Genomic DNA, 18962 nt, shown 5'->3' with positions numbered 1-18962 from the left:
TTATTCCGTCGTCACGCAAAAATTTTCCCAGGTCCGTCGTCTGGACGCACAGCGCCTCACTTCACTAGAGGACGGCGCATCGCCTTCAGCGAAGGCGAGAGTTGCTTAGGGACGACGTCATGACATCACGATCACAAACCAATCGTCGCACTGTCTTGCTTGCGAAGCTCGTGTTGCTCACGGCGAGCTATCTCGCGCTGAGCGTTCCGCTCGCAACATCTGCTGCGCGCGCGCAATCGGCGCCGACGCCGGCCGGCGCCTCGTCGCTGCCGCCGGTGACGGTCACTCCGCCGGCCACGCAACGCCGCCGCAGCGCGCCGAAGGCCGCGCGCAACACCGCCGCCGCACGAGGCCGCCGCACCCAGACGGCGCGGCGGATCGCGCCCGCGGCGACGGCAAAACCCTTCGCGGAATCGCAGGACGCCCGCACCGGCACATCGGGCTATTTCGCCAACAGCACGTCGGTTGCGACCAGGACCAACACCGCCATCGTCAACATCCCGCAATCGCTCAACGTGATCACGCGGGAGCAGATCCGCGACCAGAACTACCAGGGCCTCACCGACGTCACCCGCTACGTCCCCGGCGTTGCCGTGCATCAGGGCGAGGGCAATCGCGACGAGCTCGTGATCCGCGGCGTCGATTCCAGCGCCAACTTCTTCGTCAACGGCTTTCGCGACGACGTGCAGTATTTCCGCGACATGTACAACGCCCAGAGCATCGAGGTGCTGAAGGGGCCGAGCGCGCTGACCTTCGGCCGTGGCGCCGGCGGCGGCCTGCTCAATCGCACCCTCAAGGAGGCCGACGGCAACCGCGTCTACGAGGCGACGGCGCAGACCGGCTCGTGGGGCGATCGCCGCGTCAGCCTCGATGCCGGACAGGCGATCAACGACAACGTCGCAGCAAGGCTCAACGTGTTCTACGAGGGTGCCGATGCCTTCCGCGATTTCAATCATCTCGAGCGCTACGGCATCAACCCGACGGTGACGCTGAAGCCCGACGACAACACCAAGATCAAGCTGAGCTACGAGTATTTCCACGACGAGCGCACCGCCGATCGCGGCAATCCTTCGCAGGGCCTGCCCGGCGGCGCGACCCGCTTCAACCCGACGACGCCGTTCGCGCCGAACGGGGACTTCTCGACCTTCTTCGGCAGCCCAAGCCTGAACACCGCGCAGGCGACGGTGCAGACCGGCATGGCCATTATCGAGCACGATTTCGAGAACGGGCTGATGATGCGCAACGGCACCATCGCCGCCGACTACCAGAAGTTCTATCAGAACGTCTATCCGACCGGCGGCCCGCTCGCCGGCGCGGTCAATCCCGCCGACACGGCGGTCAATCTCGGCGCCTACCAGCACACGACGAACCGCGACAATGTCTTCAACCAGACCGATTTCACCTACAAGACCTGGACCGGGCCGCTGTTCCACACCGTCGGCTTCGGCACCGAGTTCGGCCGGCAGACCGGCGTCGACATCCGCAACACCGGCGTGTTCCCGAACGGCACCAACACCATCGTGCAGAACCCGTTCGCGCCGACCTATTTCGGCCCGGTGACGTTTCTTCACCACTTCACCGGCACCAACAGCGACGGCGTCACCACGCCCGATTCGAACAGCCGCTATGCGCTGAACATTCAGTCCGGCTATCTCAGGGACACCATCGAGATTTCGCGCGCCGTGCGGATCATCGCCGGCGCGCGGTTCGATCGCTACGACATGTCGGCCACCGACATGAACACCAACATCAATCGCAATCGCGTCGACAATCTGGTGTCGCCGCAGGGCGCCCTCATCATCAAGCCGATCGATTCGATGTCGGTCTACACCGCCTACAGCATCTCCTTCCTGCCGGCCTCGGGCGACCAGTTCAGCGCGCTGAACGACGGCACCCTGATCCTGCAGCCGCAGCGCTTCGAGAATGTCGAGCTCGGCATGAAATGGAACATCAACCCGAAGCTGCTGTTCTCGACCGCGGTCTACAATCTGAACCGCACCAACCAGCCGATCGCCGACGGCAACAATCCCGGCTTCTTCTTTCCCTCCGGCAGCACGCTCACGCGAGGCGTCGAGGCGAGCCTGACCGGCTATGTCACCGAACAGTGGCAGTCGTCGCTGGCCTATGCCTACACCGATGCGAAGATCACCGGCGCGACCTCGGCGACCGTCGTGCCCGGCAACCGCGTTCAGCTGGTGCCGTACAATCAGTTTGCCTGGTGGAACAAGTATCAGTTCACGCCGATGTGGGCCGCCGCGCTCGGCGTGATCTATTTCGGCGATTCCTTCGCCTCGTCCGACGACACGGTGCGGCTGCCGGGCTTCGTGCGTTTCGACGCGGCGGTCTATGCCAAGATCGACGAGACCTGGAGCGCCCAGCTCAACGTCGAGAACATTTTTGACAAGGGCTATTGGGCGTCGGCCGACGGCAACAACAACATCTCGCCGGGGCAGGGCCGCACGGTAAGGCTGATGGCGCGCGCGAGGTTTTAGGGGCGGGGAGCGTCGACCGCCGTGCCGTCATTGTTGTCGATGTTCACTGCCCCGTCATCCTGAGAGACCGTGAATGTATGACTCTCGATGACGCAACATACTCGATGTCGTCCCGGCCTAGTGCGCAATTGCGCACAGGAGCCGGGACCCATAACCACCGAAGGTCATTGTTGCGCGACGCTGGGACCACAGCCTTCTAACAACTCAACCCTGTGGTTATGGGTCCCGGCTTTCGCCGGGACGACGAGGGGAGAGATTGCGCTGTATCCCCGTCACCCCAGCCGCATGTCCAGCAGCCGCCGGCCTTCGCCCTTCAACAGCTTCTTCACCGCGCTCGAGGCGATTACGTCGCCATTGTTGGCGTAGGCCTCGTGGTTCTTCTCGATGTCGTCGAGGCGGTAGAGGTAGTTGACCATGATGCCTGCGGATTCGCGCAGGCCCTTGGGCGAGAGGTCGCCGAGCCAGTTGATCCGCTCCAGCCGTGCGCCGTTGCCGAGATGGAAGCGCGCGACCGAATCGATCAGCCGTCCCTTCGGTGTGCGCGCCTTCAGGAAATAGTAGGCGGCAAGCGGCTCCAGCACGGCGCGCAGCTGGGTGGCGAGCTCGGCGTTCTCGAACCAGTCGGGCTTGCCGAGGCTTTCCAGCAGCTGGCGGTCCTCATCGGTGAGCGGCACGTCGTCGGCCTGCTTGACCCACTGCATGAAGCCCGGCACCGGCGACAGCGTCACGAAGTTGTCGAGCTTCGGCAATTCGCGGCGCAGCTCCTCGACCACCTGCTTGATCAGGAAGCTGCCGAAGGAGATGCCGCCAAGGCCGCGCTGGGTGTTGGAGATCGAATAGAACACCGCGGTGCGGGCGCGCTCGACCGGCACCGGGTCGCGCTCTTCGGCAAGCAGCGGCGCGATCGCGCCCGGGATGGCTTCGGTCAGTGCGACCTCGACGAAGATCAGCGGCTCGTCGGCCAGCGCCGGATGGAAGAAGGCGTAGCAGCGGCGATCGATCGGATCGATGCGGCGGCGCAGATCGTCCCAATCGCGGATCTCGTGCACGGCCTCATAACGGATGATCTTCTCCAGAATATTGGCCGGCGACGACCAGTCTATCCTGCGCAGCACGAGGAATCCCCTGTTGAACCAGGACGAGAGCAGGTGCACCACGTCGCGATCGAGCACGGCGAGGTCCTTGTTGCCCTTCATCAATGAAAGCAGATCCGAGCGGATCGACACCAGCTCGCCGGTGCCGCCCGGCGCGCGATTGAGGCGGCGGATCAATTCCTGGCGGCGCGGCTCGGAGGCGAAATGCAGGTCGCTGGCGTCGTCGCCATTGGCTTTGGCGCGCCAGCTTTCGATCGCCTGCGCCAGCTTGGCGTGATCGGGGCCGAAATCGCGGGCCAGCGTCTGGAAGAACGACAGCCGCCCGGCGGCATCGAGGTGGTGGTAGCGGTCGAGCACTTCGCGCGCCATCGCGGTGCCGGAGGCTTCGCCGCGGCCGGACAGCAGCGCTTCGCACAATTCCAGCAGTTCGGAAGCATCCTGCTTGTCGTTGGCCGGGCTGGCGCGGCCGAGCAGGACGCGGCCACGTTCGGAAATCGTCGAGAGCAGATCGGAGAAGAAGGCATTGGCCATGAGCAGGTCGTATCCAGCAGGTCGTATCCAGTGAAGTCGGACCTTACACGGGATTTAAGGTCGGGAGCACTGCAATCAAGCGCATGGATCGTACGGAAATATGTCGCAGCGCGACAGCGGTATAATTCGTCGTCGCTGTGCCCGGTGGCGAATCCCGTTCACGTTTTCTCCGAGAACGCGGTCGGTGTCTTGCCGGTAACCTGGCGGAACGCGTGGGAAAATGCCGGCACGCTGGCATAGCCGAGGTCGGAGGCGACCTGCTTGACCGAAACGTTCGCGGTGCTCGACAGGCGCTCGATGGCGGCCGCGATGCGGGCGCGCTGGCACCAGCTCTTGAACGAGAGCTGCGTCTCCGCCGAGAACAGCCGCGACAGCGTCCGCGCCGAGGTGCCGACCGTGCGCGCCAGCGCATCGATGTCGTGGTCCTTCGTCGGATCGGCCAGCACGATGTCGGCGGCGCGGCGGCAGCGCGGCTCCTGCGGCAGCGGGATGAAGGTCGCCGAATCCTCGGCCTGGTGCAGCTCCAGCATCACGAGGCGGATCAACAGAGCGGTGCGCTCGCGTCCGCATGAGGCGTCGAACAGTGCCAGGATCGCCTGGTGCACCAGCGGTGACACCCGCACCACGAATTCGTGGTCGAGGCTGTCGCTGCGCTTTTCGCGCGCGAGCCAGGCCTGGTCGAAATACAGCGTGCGCATCTCGATGTCGGCGAGCACGTCGATCGCGTGCGGGAGCAGGGCAGGGACCCACACCGCGCGGTCCGGCGGCACCAGCCAGCGCCCCTTGGGCGTCGTCACCTGCATGGTGCCGCTGGCGGCATAGACCAGCTGTGCCTCGCGGTGCATGTGCGGGTCGAGCCGGACGCCCTTGCGGTAGCTACGCGCCACGAGATGCACGCCGTCCCCGGTGACGCGCCGGTCCTGGTGGAGGGCTCTTATTGGCGGCTCAGCGATAGTCATTGGCGACATCCCGTCAGGACAAGCACCTATAACCTATTTTCGAGCAATTGAAGAATCGCGTGAGAGACGTGCCGATGAACGGTCCAAGCAACAGTCCGAGCCGGGTGATCACCTTCGTCAACGCGGCCCATTTCATCGATCACTACGCGATGCTGATTTTCGCCGCCGCCGTCATCATCATGGGCCCGGCGCTCGGCATGGCCTATTCGGAACTCCTGCCCTATGCGACCCCGGGCTTCATCGCCTTCGGCGCCGGCTCGCTGGTCACGGGCTGGCTCGGCGACCGCTGGAGCCGCCGCCACATGATGGTGATCTTCTTCGTCGGCATCGGCCTGTCGATGATCTCGGTCGGCTTCGTGCAGACGCCGCTGCAACTCGGCGCCGCACTGCTGGCGATCGGCATCTTCGCCTCGATCTATCATCCGGTCGGAACCGCGATGATCGTGTCCTATGCCGAGAAGCTCGGCGCCCAGATGGGAATCAACGGCGTCTGGGGCAATCTCGGCGTCGCCTCGTCGGCGCTGGTCACCGGCGTGATCGGCCAGTATCTCGGCTGGCGCTGGGCGTTCATCGTGCCCGGCACGGTCACCGTGCTGATCGGCATCGTCTTTGCGATGACGGTGGTGCATGAGGACCGCAAGGGCTCCAGGCAGGCCGCAGCCCAGGCGCGGGTCGCCAAGGAGGACATGTGGCGCGTGGTGCTGTCGCTCCTGATCGTGGTGATCGCGATCTCCACCACCTTCAACGCAGTGACGGTGGCGCTGCCGAAGCTGTTCGCCGAACGGCTTGCCGATCTGACCAGGAGCCCGGCGCTGCTCGGTGTGATCGCGGCCGGGGTCTATGTGTTCGGCGCGATGACGCAGTACACCATCGGCAAGCTGCTCGACAGATATTCGCTGAAGACGGTGGCGCTGCCGCTGTCGTTCCTGCTGGCGCCGTTCCTCTATCTGGCGGCGAGCCTGTCCAACCTGCCGCTGATCGTGGTCTCGATCGGCATCGTGATGGGCGCGTTCGGCCAGGTCACGGTGAACGATGCCATGGTCGGCAAGTACACCACCGAGGAATGGCGCTCGCGCGCCTATGCGGTGCGCTATTTCGTCGGCTTCACCGCGGCCGGCGCTTCCGTCGGCCTGGTGGCCTGGCTGTACGACCAGGGCGGCTTCTCGATGATGCTGCGCGCCTTCGCGGCGCTGTGTCTGCTGGCGATCGCGGCCGCGATCATCCTGCCGCGCGAGATCCGCACCCCGGCCACGCAGGCGGGCTGACACGGGCGTCTTGCGCCAGCTGCCGTTGAGGAATGCGTGCGCCGACCTGCGGTGCGCCGCTCGGGCACCGCCGGCAAACCGTGACCTGGTCACGGTTCGCCAACTTTGTTCCAACCCGAAGGTGTGGTAAGTTCAAGCGGGCCTCGGGGACGACGGCGCCGGTTGCGCCTCGAGCACGCAATTTTTTTGGAGCAGCCGGAGCGCCATGGGAGAAATTCGCGACTTCAAGTCAGGCCGGTCACAGCCCGACAATACACAGCCTCCCGGCGATTCAATGCCGCGGCGCCTGGCCGCGATCGTTGCCGGCGATATCGCCGGCTACAGCCGGCTGATGCAGCTCGATGAGGAAGGCACGCATACGCGCGTCAAGCGGACCCTGCGCGACCTGATCGAGCCCACCATCGCCGAGCACCACGGCAAGCTGGTCAAGACCACCGGCGACGGCTTTATCGCGATGTTCGACAGTCCTGTCGAGGCCGTCCGTTGCAGCATCGTGATCCAGCAGAACATGATCGGCCGCAACGCGGCGGTCGCGCGAGATCACTGGATCGAGTACCGGATCGGCGTCAACCTCGGCGACGTCATCATCGAGCCCGACGATATTTATGGCGACGGCGTCAACGTGGCCTCGCGTCTGGAAGGGATCGCGGCGCCGGGTGACGTCTTTATCTCCGGCGGCATCTACGAGCAGATCAAGCACAAGATGGTCTGCGGATACGAATCGCTCGGCGACCGCAAGGTCAAGAACATCACCGATCCGGTCCGAGTCTATCGCGTGCTGCCGGATGCCGCCGCGTACCAACGGACGCGCAGGCGCCGCGAGTCCATTCTGCTCACGCTGCTCGGATTGGCGGTCGCGATCATCGCCGGTGGCGTGCTGTGGTATCTGCTGGCGCAACCGCGCGGCAAGCCGGCCGAAGTGGCACAGGCGCCTCCGTCACCGACGGCATCGCCTGCCGTCCAGCCGCCGGCACCAAGCCCGGCTCCGACCCAAACCGCAAGTCCGACCCCGGCGGCACCGACGCAGCAAGCGTCGCCTCAACCTGCGCCCTCCGCGAGCCCCACCCCGGACCTGCCGGAGCCCGAACTGGTCTTGCTTCAAGCCGGCAGCTTCTCGATGGGAAGCAATGACGATCCTTCCGAGCGGCCGATCCGCCGGGTGACGGTCAAGCCCTTTGCCATGGGCAAATATCCGGTCACGGTCCGCGAATGGAACGCCTGCGCGGCGACCAAGGCCTGTGGCTTCACGGCCAGCGGCAAGGACGACGTTCCGGTCACCAATGTGAGCTGGAGCGATGCGAAGCAATATGTGACCTGGCTCGCCGAGCGCACCAAGAAGCCTTACCGGCTTCCGAGCGAGGCCGAGTGGGAATTTGCGGCGCGCGGCGGAACGCAATCGAAATACTGGTGGGGCGACCAGATGCAATCGGGCCACGCCGGATGCAAGGATTGCGGCGGCGACAGTGCGGCCGAGCAGCCGGTCAAGGTCGGCAGCTACAAGCCGAATCCGTTCGGCCTCTACGACATGGGCGGCGGGGTCGATCAATGGGTCGAGGATTGCTGGCACAGGAATTACCAGGGCGCGCCGACCGACGGTGCGGTCTGGTCCGGCGGCGACTGCGCCTCGCATGTCATCCGCTCCGGCTCCTGGAAGAATGACGCACGCTATGTGCGTCCGGCCAATCGCGATAATTACGACACCAATGTTCGTTATCCGACCCACGGTTTCCGGGTCGCGCTGTCTCCCTGAGCGATCATCCCTGATCGCCAGGCTTCATGGAGGGGCTATGAAAAGTGCAGGCTTGATCATGCTCGCTGCGGCACTGACGCTGTTCGCGGCCCCGGCCGTCGCCCAGAACAAGCCGGCCGGCAAGGACACCAAGCTGTATTTCATCTGGCCGCGCGACGGCGCTAAGCTCAAAAGCCCGTTCTGGTGCCGCTTTGGGCTGCGCAACATGGGCGTCACCCATGCCGGCGACGACTACCCGAACAGCGGCCATCACCATCTTCTGATCGACGTGAATGAGCCGTTGAACCCGAATGAGCCGATTCCGTCGGACAAATCTCATCTGCACTTCGGTGCGGGCCAGACCGAGACGCAGCTCGATCTGGCGCCCGGCAAGCATACCCTGCAGTTGGTGCTGGGCGACGCCAAGCATTATCCATTCAGCCCGCCGGTCGTCTCCGAAAAAGTCACCATCCGGGTCAGATAGGCCGATACGGATAGCTCCCTTGCGAGAACCGGCGCTTGCACAAGGCTGCGCCGTGCGGTTTGTTGCGCGCCTGCCGGACAGCAAGATTCGGTGTGGAGGACGTCCGATGTCGTCTCGACTGCTGCGTCTGGCTGGCCTCGTTCTGGGAGTGATTGTCATGGCCACATCAGCGGATGCCGACGCCTTGAAGGATCAGATCGCGCCGACCGGAAAGCTCCGGATCGCGATCGCGATCAGCCCGGCCGGCGGCGCGTTCTGGTCGACCAAGACCGAGAACGGCTATGCGGGCGTTCCCGTCGATCTCGGCCGCGAGATGGCGGCGCAGCTCGGCATCCCGGTCGAATATGTCGTGCACCAAAATTCCGGCCAGATCACCGACGCGGCGGCGAAGAGCACCTGGGACATCACCTTCCTGCCCAAGGATCCCGAGCGCGAGACCAAGATGACGTTCGGGCCGATCTATGAGGTTGCCGACGCCACCTATATCGTCAAGCCCGGCTCGACGATCACGAATTTCGCGGCGCTCGACCAGGACGGCGTCAAGGTGGCCGCCGTCAATGCCACCACGACGATGCGCGGCGCGATCGCCCATCTCAAGCACGCCAAGGTCACGGGCTATCAGACCTATGACGAGATCTTCAATCTCCTGCAGAGCGGCGAGATCGACGCCTTCGCATTGTCGCGCGATCAGCTCAATGCGATGGCGAAGAAGATTCCGGGCACGCGCGTGCTGGACGAGACCTTCAAGCAGACCGTCACCGCAGTCGCGGTGCCGCTCAACCATCCGCTCGCCGCGGCCTTCGCCACCAGGTTCATGACGGAGGCGATCGCCAACGGCACGCTGCGCAAGGCCTATGACGATAACGGCCTGAAGGGCTCGCCGGTCCGCACCGAGGTGAAGTGAACTAGCGGTGCGTATCGACTCTTTCCCCGTCACCCCCGCGCAAAGGCTTCGCCTTTGTCGCTGGAGGAGCGCGTAGCGCGTCTCGAAGGGTCGACGGCCACCAGCCGGGCCGTGCATCCTTCGAGACGCCGCTCCGCGGCTCCTCAGGATGACGGTGATGGAGGGGCGCACATCCTCTGGGCGACATCTGGGCATGCTGCATAATTCCGCGCCATCGTGCCGCGCGCTTCCTGCGCCACCAGCCTAACTCATTGTATTAACAGGGATTTAAAGCCAACCGCCAGCGTCGCCGCTTGGCACATCCATTGCTTTTGATTGCACCAGTCAATGACGACTGCCGTCCTCCGGATTGCCAAGGGCCAACGCTGGCCGAGGCGAGGGGATCAAGGCGCCCGGCCCGGGCGTCTCGAGCAATCGTTGACCCCCCATCTCCCGGACGAACGAGCATTTCAACCAACCCGCGTCGCTTCCGGCAGGCAACCGGCGCGGCCGAATTGCGCAAGGGGATTTTACGAATGGCCTATCTCGCTCCGTCCGAATTCGTCACCAAGATGGTGGATGCCGGCGAATCCAAGATCTTCATGTCGACCCGCGACACCGTGATCCGCGCCTATATGGCCGGCGCGATCCTCGCGCTGGCGGCCTGGTTCGCCGTGACGATCAACGTCAATACGGGTCAGCCGCTTGTCGGAGCATTGTTGTTTCCGGTCGGCTTCGTCATGCTCTATCTGCTGGGCTTCGATCTATTGACCGGCGTGTTCGTGCTCTCGCCGCTCGCGCTGCTCGACAAGCGTCCCGGCGTGACGCTCGGCGGCGTGCTGCGCAACTGGGGCCTCGTCTTCATCGGCAATTTCGGAGGCGCACTCACCGTGGCGTTCATGATGGCGTTCGTGACGACGTTCGGCTTCACGCAGGAGCCCGACAAGGTCGGCATGACCATCGGCAACATCGGCGAGGGGCGGACGCTGGGCTACGCGGCGCATGGCGCGGCGGGCATGGCCACGCTGTTCATCCGCGGCATGCTCTGCAACTGGATGGTCTCGACCGGCGTCGTCGGCGCGATGATCTCCACCACGGTGCCCGGCAAGGTGATCGCGATGTGGATGCCGATTCTGGTGTTCTTCTACATGGTGTTCGAGCATTCGGTGGTGAACATGTTCCTGTTCCCGTCCGGACTGATGCTGCATGCGAAGTTTTCGATCATGGATTACCTGATCTGGAACGAGATCCCGACCGTGCTGGGCAACCTCGCCGGCGGCCTCGCCTTCACCGGGCTCACGCTCTACACGACCCATGTGAAGACGGCGCCGAAGCGCCAGCGCCTCGCGGCTTGATCCTGGCCGGCTAGAGCATGATCCGGAAAAGTGTGAAGCGGTTTTCCGAAAAGATCATGCTCAGACAAGAAGCCAAAGCGCGATGACGATTCAACATAATCTCATCGCGCTTTGGTTGGGCTCTCCTGTCGCGGAGGGCCCCATTCGCTTTGGGACGGTCGATGCCGCGCGCGCTGAAAATATCGGTCGGGCAATTCTCTGATCAGGGCCGCAAGGACGTCAATCAGGACTTCCACGGCGCCTTGATCCCCGACGAGCCGCTGCTCGGCCTGAAGGGCATCGCCGTGGTGCTCGCCGACGGCATCTCCTCGAGCAGCGTCGGCCGCGTCGCCGCCGAGTCCGCGGTCAAGAGCTTCCTGACCGACTATTACTGCACCTCGGAATCGTGGTCGGTCAAAACCTCGGCGCAGCGCGTGCTGGAGGCGACCAATTCCTGGCTGCACGCGCAGACCAGGCGCAGCCAGAATCCCTACGACAAGGACAAGGGCTACGTCTGCACGCTGAGCGCCCTGGTCGTTCGGTCGACCACGGCGCATCTGTTCCATGTCGGCGACTCCAGGATCTACCGCGTCGCCGGCAACAGCCTCGAGCAACTGACCAACGACCACCGCGTCGTGATCTCCTCGCAGCAGAGCTATCTCGGCCGCGCGCTCGGCGTGAACCCGCAGCTCGAGATCGACTACCAGGCTCTCCCGCTGGAGCGCGGCGATATCTTCCTGCTGGTGACCGACGGGATCTATGAGCATGTCCCGGCGCGGCAGCTGGCGAAGGCGATCAAAGACGGCGCCGCCGATCTCGATGTTGCCGCGAAGTCGATCGTCGAACAGGCCTATGAGAACGGCAGCCCGGACAATCTCACCGTGCAGATCGTCCGGATCGACGAATTGCCCGACGGCGATGCCGGCGAGGTGTTCGGCCAGCCGACCGAACTGCCGCTGCCGCCGCTGCTCGACGCACGGATGCTGTTCGACGGCTATCGCATCGTGCGCGAGCTGCACGCATCGCACCGCAGCCACATCTATCTCGCGGTCGATGAGGACAGCGCCACCACGGTCACGATCAAGATCCCCTCAATCGACCTGCGCGACGATCCGGCCTATCTGAAGCGCTTTGTGATGGAGGAGTGGGTCGCTCGGCGGATCGACAGCCCGCATGTGCTGAAGCCGTTTCTGCCGCAGCGCAAGCGCAACTTCCTCTACGTCACGATGGAATATATCGACGGTCAGACCCTGACGCAGTGGATCACGGACAATCCCGCACCGGCGCTGGAGACGGTGCGCGACATCACCGAGCAAATTGCAAAAGGGCTGCGCGCCTTCCACCGCAAGGAGATGCTGCATCAGGACGTCAGGCCCGACAACATCATGATCGACAGGATCGGCACGGTGAAGATCATCGATTTCGGCTCGACCCGGATTGCGGGTGTCGCAGACGCGGTGCCGGCGGGCGTCGAGGACATCCTGGGCACCCAGCAATACACCGCGCCGGAATATTTCCTCGGCGAGGGCGGCACCGCGCGCTCCGATCTGTTCTCGCTCGGCGTCGTCACCTACCAGATGCTGACGGGACGCTTGCCCTATGGCGCGCAGATCGCGCGTGCCCGCACACGATCCGACTTCAACCGGCTGGTCTACCGGCCGGCCGCGCATGGCGGCCGCGACGTCCCGACCTGGGTCGACGGCGCGCTGGAGCGCGCCGTGCACGCCAATCCGCTCAAGCGCTACGAGAGCTTTTCGGAATTCTTGTTCGACCTGCGCAATCCCAACGCAAAATATCTGACGACGTCATCGACTCCGCTGATCGAGCGCAACCCGGTGCTGTTCTGGAAGTCGACCACCCTGCTGCTGGCGCTGGTCGTGGTGGTGCTGCTTGCCTACGGCGCGCATCATTTACGGTAGATAATGCGCTCGCCATCCTAGCCCCGTCATCCTGAGGAGCGCGGAACGCGCGTCTCGAAGGATCGACGGCCCGACTGGTGGCCGTGCATCCTTCGAGGCTCGCAAGAGCTCGCACCTCAGGATGACGGGACGAGACCAATACGCGCGACTAGTCGCTAATGCGTCCCACCCGCCGCGATGGGATCGAGCCCGCTCTTCACCAGCGCGTCGCGCGCATCTGATGAGGCGAGGAAGCTGATCAGCGCCTTGCCGGCCTCACGCTCCTTTGAAACCGTCGCGATGCCGGCGGAAAACACCGTGATCTTCTGCAACGGCTCCGGCAATGGACCGACGATGTCGATGCCGGTCACCGGCTTCAGCTCGGAGATCTGCTGCAGGCCGATCTCGGCCTCGCCCTTGGCGACGATCTCGCCGACCGGGGTCGCCGGGATCATCCGCGCCTTGTCCTTCATCTGATCGGCGATGCCGAGCTTTGCGAACATCTCGGTCGAGACATAGACGCCGCTGGCGCTGTCGGAATAGGCGACCGATTTCGCCGAAAGCAGCGCCTGCTTGACGCTGTCGGCCGAGCCGATGTCGGGCTTCGGCGCGCCTGATTTCACCGCGATGCCAATCGGCGACTTCACGAGGTCGACGCGGCTGTCGGCCACCACCTTGCCCTGCTTGATGAGGTCGCCGAGCGCATAGCCGACCATGATCAGCACGTCGGCGGGCTCGCCGCGCTCCAGCCGTACCGGAATGGCATTGGTCGTGGTGCCCATCGACGGCCCGAAGGCGGTCACCACCTTGTGCCCGGTCTTGCGCTCGAACTCCGGCACCAGCGCCTTGTAGGCCGCCGTCAGCCCGCCCGAGATCATGACATGGACTTCGGCGGCGGATACGGCTGAGGTGAAGGCGAGGGCGCCGATGACGGCGAGTGTGAGGGCACGGAAGGCGGTAGGCGCGCGCATGGAGTTTCTCCCTGGACGATTCTTCGAAAGCGGGTCGTCGTGGCCGGGGAGACTACTGCGCGAGGGCAGGCATGGCTAGCCGCAGCGTCTTTGCGAGGCGCGCAGTGATGGAGATGGAGCAGTGTCGGGAGGCGAGATTTCGTAGCCCGGATGAAGCGGAGCGAAATCCGGGGCCGGCTTCTCCGCAGAAACACCTTCCCGGATTGCGCTTCGCTTCATCCGGGCTACCGGGAATCACTCACGAATTCACATGCACGAAATCGCGCAGCAGCGGGTAGATCTCGTTGTTCCAGCGCTTGCCGGAAAACACGCCGTAATGGCCGACGCCGGCCTGCATGTGATGCACCTTGCGATAGGTGCGGACCCCGGTGCAGAGGTCTTGCGCGGCGAGCGTCTGGCCGATCGAGCAGATGTCGTCCTTCTCGCCTTCCACCGTCATCAACCCCATGCGCCGGATCGCTGCCGGATTCACCGGGCGGCCGCGATGCATCAACATGCCCTGTGGCAACAGATGCTCCTGGAACACGTCGCGCACCGTCTCGATGTAAAACTCCGCCGGCAGATCCATGACCGCGAAATATTCGTCGTAGAAGGTCTTGATCACCGCGGCCTTGGCGGTCTCGCCCTTGGCGAGATGATCGGCCAGATCGATATGCTGCTTGATGTGCCGCTCCAGATTCATCGACACGAACGCCGTGAGTTGCACGAAGCCGGGATAGACCTGACGCAACGCGCCCTTGCACTGCATCGGCACGTAATTGATCAGATTGTCCTCGAACCATTTGATCGGCTTGCTCTTGGCGAATTCGTTCACCTTGGTCGGCTGGATCCTTGTGTCGATCGGCCCGGCCATCAGGGTGAGCGAGGCCGGCCGCGCCGGATGATTGTCTTCCGACATGATCGCGGCGGCCGCCAGCGCCGACACCGAAGGCTGGCAGATCGCCACCATATGCGCGCGCGGGCCGAGCTGGCCGAGGAAGTCGATCAGATGGTCGGTGTAGTCCTCGAGCCCGAAGCGGCCCTTGCTGCGCGGGATGTCGCGCGGGTTGTGCCAGTCGGTGATGTAGACGTCGTGGTCCTGCAGCAGCGTCTTCACGGAGCCGCGCAGCAGCGTGGCAAAATGCCCGGACATCGGCGCCACCAGCAACAGCCGCGGCTGCTCCGGTCCGTCCACCTTCCTGAAATGCAGCAGCGAGCCGAACGGCGTCGCATAGGCGACCTCCTCCGTCACCTCTAACTCCCTGTTGCCGACGGTCACGCTGCCGATGCCGTACTCGGGACGGGCATAGCTCAGGCTGGAGCGCGAGATCAGCTCGAGCGCGGCGGCGAGCCGGCCGAACGTCCGGTAGGACGCGCCGCGCGGCACCAGATTGAGATAGCGCAACGCCGCCGCGGCTCCGGTTCGCCACGGCGCGGTGAGGTCCATGTGGTTTTGATAGGCCTGGTACAGCATTGACATCATACGCATCCACCCGTGGCCCGGCTTGCCATGCAATATCGACGCCAGAGGCGGGGCCGGCCGCCCGGCAAATTGGCACGTGGCTTGCTGCAAAAACCGATGGCGCCGGGTGCGCGGCGGCTGAACCGGCGCGCGATGTCCGGGAGCTGAGGACGCGTTCAGGCGTGAGGGACCGATATGGCGAAAGCGACACTCACCATCAGCAGCAAGAATTACTCCTCCTGGTCGCTGCGCGGCTGGCTGCTGGCGAAATTCGCCGGGCTCGAGTTCGAGGAGGTGGTCACCGCACCCGACGACCCGTCGGCCCGCGCCGAGCTGCTGCTGCTGTCGTCCTCGATCCTGGTGCCCTGCCTGCGCCATGACGGTGCGACGGTCTGGGATACGCTGGCGATCGGCGAGTATCTCAACGAGATCATGCCGCATGCCGGGCTGTTGCCGGAAGACCGGATCCAGCGCGCGCATTGCCGCTCGATCTCGGGCGAAATCCATTCCGGCTTCACCACGCTGCGCTCTTCGCTGCCGGTCAATCTCAAGGGCCATTTCCCCGGCTTCAAGATCTGGTCGCGGGCGCAGGCCGACATCGACCGCGTCTGCACCATCTGGCGCGACTGCCTCGGCGCATCGGGCGGGCCGTTCCTGTTCGGCGAACGCCGCACCATGGCGGACGCGATGTATGCGCCGGTCGTGACCCGCTTCATGACCTATGACGTCAAGCTCGAGCCTGCGTTTGCGGTGTATGCCAGCACCATCATGACGATGCCCGAGATGCAGGAATGGATCGAGGCCGCGAAGGCGGAGCCGGCCGACGTCGAGGAGCTCGAGGTCGAATATTAGGCAGCGCCCGGGTCGGCTTGCCTGCATCGGCGGCTCAAGCACGAGGCAAGCCTTGCTCAATGGACGTGCCGTCGGCGTCAGGCATTGGCGCCACGCGACGGGTGTGCACGACAGCCGTCGAGGCGCAAATTCGCGCCTCGCTCCAAATGCTTGCGCGGCGATACCAGCGCATGGCGAGACGGTTCGCCGCAGCCCAACCCGGCTGGCAAGGATTTCGCATGGCAATGACCGAGCTGTGACCGCGACGATGCGACGCTGCCGAAAATTTGGACGCTGAGCCGCGCCGCGATCTCGCGAACACGAGAACCGTGGAGGCTTGAAATGAACCAGCACGCCGTCGTCAGCAAATTTTCCCACGTCAAACCCGGTGACACCGAGTTCAAGGGCGGAGGTCTGCGCGACTTCTTCCTGTATCGCGATCTTGGCATCGCCGATGCCACCAGCGGGCAGGTGATCTGCCATCTGGTCAAGGCCAATCCCGACATGCCGCCGGAGCAGGGCACCGGCTGGCACAAGCATCTGTGCGATTTTCAGATCGTCATCATGACCAAGGGCTGGGCGCGCTTCATGTACGAGGACAAGGAGACGCTGGTCGAGGCCGGCGACGTCATCCATCAGCGTCCCGGCATCACCCACTACCTGTTCGATTACTCGAAGGACATGGAATACCTCGAGATCGTCAGCCCCGCCGATTTCAAGACCGTGGACGTGCCGCCGGCGACCGAAACGGTGCCGCCGATCACGCCGTGGAAATGATCGCCAACGAGAGGGATCGCAATGTCGTCTGCGGAGGAGTTAACCTTTGTTATCGGCCGCTGGCTGCGGCCGATCGTCATGGTTCTGTATGTGGTGCGCAGCCTCGGGCTGATGACCACATCTAGCCGTGAACAACGCGGTACGCTGCTCGATCAGTGATTCGGACGCGGTTCGTTCCACCCGCGTTCCAAATCTTAAGACAAGGTGCGCGCGCGTCGCGTTTTGAAACAGCGCGCGCCGATGCCGGCCTCAGACCATGCCCGCCTGCTTCTCGCGCGGCTTCCGCCAGGCGATGACGTTGGCTTCCAGCGCGCCGCCGGTGGTGTCATTGCGCCACTGGCCGTTGACGAAGCGGCAGGCGAACGGCAGCTGATACGTTCCGCTATGATCCTCACAAAGTACTTCCACGCGCTGTTCCGGCGCAGGTTCGCCATTGCCGTCGAATTGCGCCATCCGTTTTTCGCGCGTTGCCATGCGATCTGTCTCCACTGCCCAAGGCCGAGCCAAAAGGGATCGAACCAAACAAGTTCCGAGGCCCCCGTCCCCACGAGTAGTCCCGTAATGGGTGAAGCACACCGCTTGAATGCGGTTTCAGTGTGGTATGTCTGCCTCGCTTTCAGCGTCGCGAGCACAAAACTGTGAATGACGCATTTGCCCGGAGACGCCGATGACCGCTCGTTTTGTTCTCGCCTTGCTGGCTCCGCTTGCACTCGGCGTCGCCGCAACCGCGCATGCGCAGGACGTTCCCGGCATCGAGATCTGCACCGTCGAGAAAACCATGGAGCGGCGCACGAGCTGTCTGCAGAGCAATATCGATTTCCTGCAGAAGACGATCAACAAGCTCACATCGGATCATCAGCAAAAGCTCGATGCCGCCAACCGGCAGATCGTGAGCTTGCAGAGTTCGGTCGCGAGCTTGCAGAAGCTCGTCACCGATCTGCAGGCCGCGCAGGTCAAGCTCACCGAGGACCTGAAGAAGAAAGCCGACGCGCCGCCGGCGAAGGATGCCGCGCCCGCCGCGAAGGACGGGACGAAGTAGAAAACCGTCATTGCGAGCGAAACGAAGCAATCCATCCCACCGCGCGTGCGGAACGATGGATTGCTTCGTCGCTTCGCTCCTCGCAATGACAGGAAGCGTGTCTCAGCTACGCCACCCGATACTTCTCCATCACGTCGCGATCCGGCTCGTAACCGAGTCCGGGGCCCTGCGGCACGGCGACATGGCCGTTGGCGTCGACGTCGATGCGGTCGCCCCACAGGCAGGCGGGACGCTTCATGAAGAACACCTCGATCAGCCCCGCGTCGCGGATCGCCATCAGATGCAGCGTGGCGAGAAAGCCCGGCCCGAAATAGGGCGAGTGCGGAATCACCTGGACGCCGAACTCGTCGGCGAGGACGGCCACCCTCAGGAATTCGGTGATGCCGCCGACTTTGATCACGGAGGGCTGCGCGTGACTGACCGCGCCCGCGGTCATCATCTGGCGGAATTGATGCACGGTGCAGGCGTTCTCGCCGGCCGCGATATCGAGCCGGCCTTCTCTGCGCACCTCGGCGAGCGTCGCAAAATCCTCCGGCGGCCAGACCGGCTCCTCCAGGAACAGCGGCGCGGCCTGCTTGCAGTCGCGCGCGAACTGGATCGCCGCGGGTCCGTCCAGCGGGCAGTTCATGTCGACCATCAGCGGCACGCCGGGGCCGATCGCCTCGCGCGCGGCGGCCACCGCAGGCACGGTGGTCTCGTGCAGCTTGATCGCGGAATAGCCCAGCTTGATCGCCTTCTTGCATTCGGCGGCGATATGCGCCGGATTGCCGATCCGCATCAGGCTCGCATAGGCCGGGATCGTGCTGCGCTTCGCGCCGCCGATCAGTTGATACAGCGGCACGCCCTTCACCTTGCCGGCGAGATCCCACAGCGCGATGTCGAGCGCCGAGATCGCAAACATCGTGATGCCGTAGCGGCCGAACAGATGCAGGTTGCGCTGGATCTGCTCCATCGCGGCGGGGATGCTGGCCGCGTCGGGCACCTCGAGGCCGCGCGCCTGCGGCGCGATCATCTCGGCCACCGCCGTGCAACTCGTCTTCGGGCAGACATAGGCGAAGGCGTCGCCCCAGCCGGTGAGGCCGGCATCGGTCGAAACCTCGACCAGCACCATGTCGAGCGCCGAGATCGCGGAAGCTCCCTGGCGGAAGCTCGCGGGCCCGGCGTCGTAGGGAATGCGGATATGGTGGGCGCGGACGTCGGTGATTTTCATTGTTGTTGTCCTTCCGATCGCAGG

17 protein-coding genes are annotated in these 18962 nt (G+C 64.3%); 11 read left to right on the top strand and 6 right to left on the bottom strand.

Annotated features, from left to right (window positions below):
- Positions 1-119 precede the first annotated feature (119 nt).
- A complete protein-coding gene (locus tag IF803_RS10890; RefSeq protein WP_461192147.1) occupies positions 120-2492 on the top strand; it encodes a TonB-dependent receptor in 2373 nt (790 codons plus the stop codon).
- 272 nt (positions 2493-2764) lie between these two features.
- Here the strand turns inward: IF803_RS10890 and IF803_RS10885 are convergent, their stop codons facing one another.
- Positions 2765-4117 carry a malonyl-CoA decarboxylase gene (locus IF803_RS10885; protein WP_461192146.1) on the bottom strand — a complete coding sequence of 451 codons (1353 nt, stop codon included), beginning with the start codon at positions 4115-4117 and terminating at the stop codon, positions 2765-2767.
- A 158-nt stretch (positions 4118-4275) separates the two neighbouring features.
- Positions 4276-5076: an AraC family transcriptional regulator gene (locus IF803_RS10880; protein WP_461192145.1), complete on the bottom strand. Its 801-nt coding sequence runs from the start codon at positions 5074-5076 to the stop codon at positions 4276-4278.
- A gap of 74 nt (positions 5077-5150) precedes the next feature.
- Between IF803_RS10880 and IF803_RS10875 the strand changes: the two genes are divergently transcribed.
- The 6 genes from IF803_RS10875 to IF803_RS10850 all read left to right on the top strand — a co-directional run bounded on the left by IF803_RS10875 (position 5151) and on the right by IF803_RS10850 (position 12690).
- On the top strand, positions 5151-6341 hold the full coding sequence (locus tag IF803_RS10875; RefSeq protein WP_028342410.1) for an MFS transporter: 1191 nt from the start codon (positions 5151-5153) through the stop codon (positions 6339-6341).
- A 205-nt stretch (positions 6342-6546) separates the two neighbouring features.
- Positions 6547-8091 carry an SUMF1/EgtB/PvdO family nonheme iron enzyme gene (locus tag IF803_RS10870; RefSeq protein ID WP_461192144.1) on the top strand — a complete coding sequence of 515 codons (1545 nt, stop codon included), beginning with the start codon at positions 6547-6549 and terminating at the stop codon, positions 8089-8091.
- 37 nt (positions 8092-8128) lie between these two features.
- Positions 8129-8554, top strand: coding sequence for a DUF4399 domain-containing protein (locus tag IF803_RS10865; protein ID WP_461192143.1), 426 nt, complete (start codon positions 8129-8131; stop codon positions 8552-8554).
- Positions 8555-8711: 157 nt separating this feature from the next.
- Entirely contained in the window at positions 8712-9458 is a 747-nt protein-coding gene (locus tag IF803_RS10860) for a transporter substrate-binding domain-containing protein (RefSeq protein WP_461192142.1), read from the top strand.
- 515 nt (positions 9459-9973) lie between these two features.
- The gene (locus tag IF803_RS10855; protein WP_038382991.1) at positions 9974-10792 is read left to right on the top strand and encodes a formate/nitrite transporter family protein; all 819 of its coding nucleotides are present in this window, start codon (positions 9974-9976) and stop codon (positions 10790-10792) included.
- A 161-nt stretch (positions 10793-10953) separates the two neighbouring features.
- A complete protein-coding gene (locus tag IF803_RS10850; RefSeq protein WP_461192141.1) occupies positions 10954-12690 on the top strand; it encodes a protein kinase domain-containing protein in 1737 nt (578 codons plus the stop codon).
- A gap of 155 nt (positions 12691-12845) precedes the next feature.
- On the opposite strand, the gene IF803_RS10845 is transcribed toward IF803_RS10850, so the two are convergent.
- Positions 12846-13640: a substrate-binding domain-containing protein gene (locus IF803_RS10845; protein ID WP_461192140.1), complete on the bottom strand. Its 795-nt coding sequence runs from the start codon at positions 13638-13640 to the stop codon at positions 12846-12848.
- Positions 13641-13878: 238 nt separating this feature from the next.
- Positions 13879-15102, bottom strand: a complete 1224-nt coding sequence (locus IF803_RS10840) for a polyhydroxyalkanoate depolymerase (RefSeq protein WP_461192161.1) — start codon at positions 15100-15102, stop codon at positions 13879-13881.
- 174 nt (positions 15103-15276) lie between these two features.
- Here IF803_RS10840 and IF803_RS10835 point away from each other — a divergent pair, with 174 nt between their 5' ends.
- The 3 genes from IF803_RS10835 to IF803_RS10825 all read left to right on the top strand — a co-directional run bounded on the left by IF803_RS10835 (position 15277) and on the right by IF803_RS10825 (position 16848).
- Positions 15277-15933 carry a glutathione S-transferase gene (locus tag IF803_RS10835; RefSeq protein WP_461192139.1) on the top strand — a complete coding sequence of 219 codons (657 nt, stop codon included), beginning with the start codon at positions 15277-15279 and terminating at the stop codon, positions 15931-15933.
- Positions 15934-16254: 321 nt separating this feature from the next.
- The gene (locus IF803_RS10830) at positions 16255-16689 is read left to right on the top strand and encodes a cupin domain-containing protein (protein WP_016848368.1); all 435 of its coding nucleotides are present in this window, start codon (positions 16255-16257) and stop codon (positions 16687-16689) included.
- A 21-nt stretch (positions 16690-16710) separates the two neighbouring features.
- A complete protein-coding gene (locus tag IF803_RS10825; protein WP_304496512.1) occupies positions 16711-16848 on the top strand; it encodes a hypothetical protein in 138 nt (45 codons plus the stop codon).
- Between the two features lie 90 nt (positions 16849-16938).
- Here IF803_RS10825 and IF803_RS10820 read toward each other — a convergent pair whose 3' ends face one another.
- The gene (locus IF803_RS10820) at positions 16939-17163 is read right to left on the bottom strand and encodes a hypothetical protein (RefSeq protein ID WP_461192138.1); all 225 of its coding nucleotides are present in this window, start codon (positions 17161-17163) and stop codon (positions 16939-16941) included.
- Positions 17164-17356: 193 nt separating this feature from the next.
- Here IF803_RS10820 and IF803_RS10815 point away from each other — a divergent pair, with 193 nt between their 5' ends.
- The gene (locus tag IF803_RS10815; protein ID WP_461192137.1) at positions 17357-17728 is read left to right on the top strand and encodes a hypothetical protein; all 372 of its coding nucleotides are present in this window, start codon (positions 17357-17359) and stop codon (positions 17726-17728) included.
- A 106-nt stretch (positions 17729-17834) separates the two neighbouring features.
- Here IF803_RS10815 and IF803_RS10810 read toward each other — a convergent pair whose 3' ends face one another.
- On the bottom strand, positions 17835-18938 hold the full coding sequence (locus IF803_RS10810) for a mandelate racemase/muconate lactonizing enzyme family protein (protein WP_411782003.1): 1104 nt from the start codon (positions 18936-18938) through the stop codon (positions 17835-17837).
- Between the last annotated feature and the right edge of the window lie 24 nt (positions 18939-18962).

It is taken from the genome of Bradyrhizobium sp. UFLA06-06 (genome assembly GCF_054820065.1).
The sequence above is the reverse complement of the archived record's forward strand: the minus strand, read 5'-3'. Positions and strand labels throughout refer to the sequence as shown.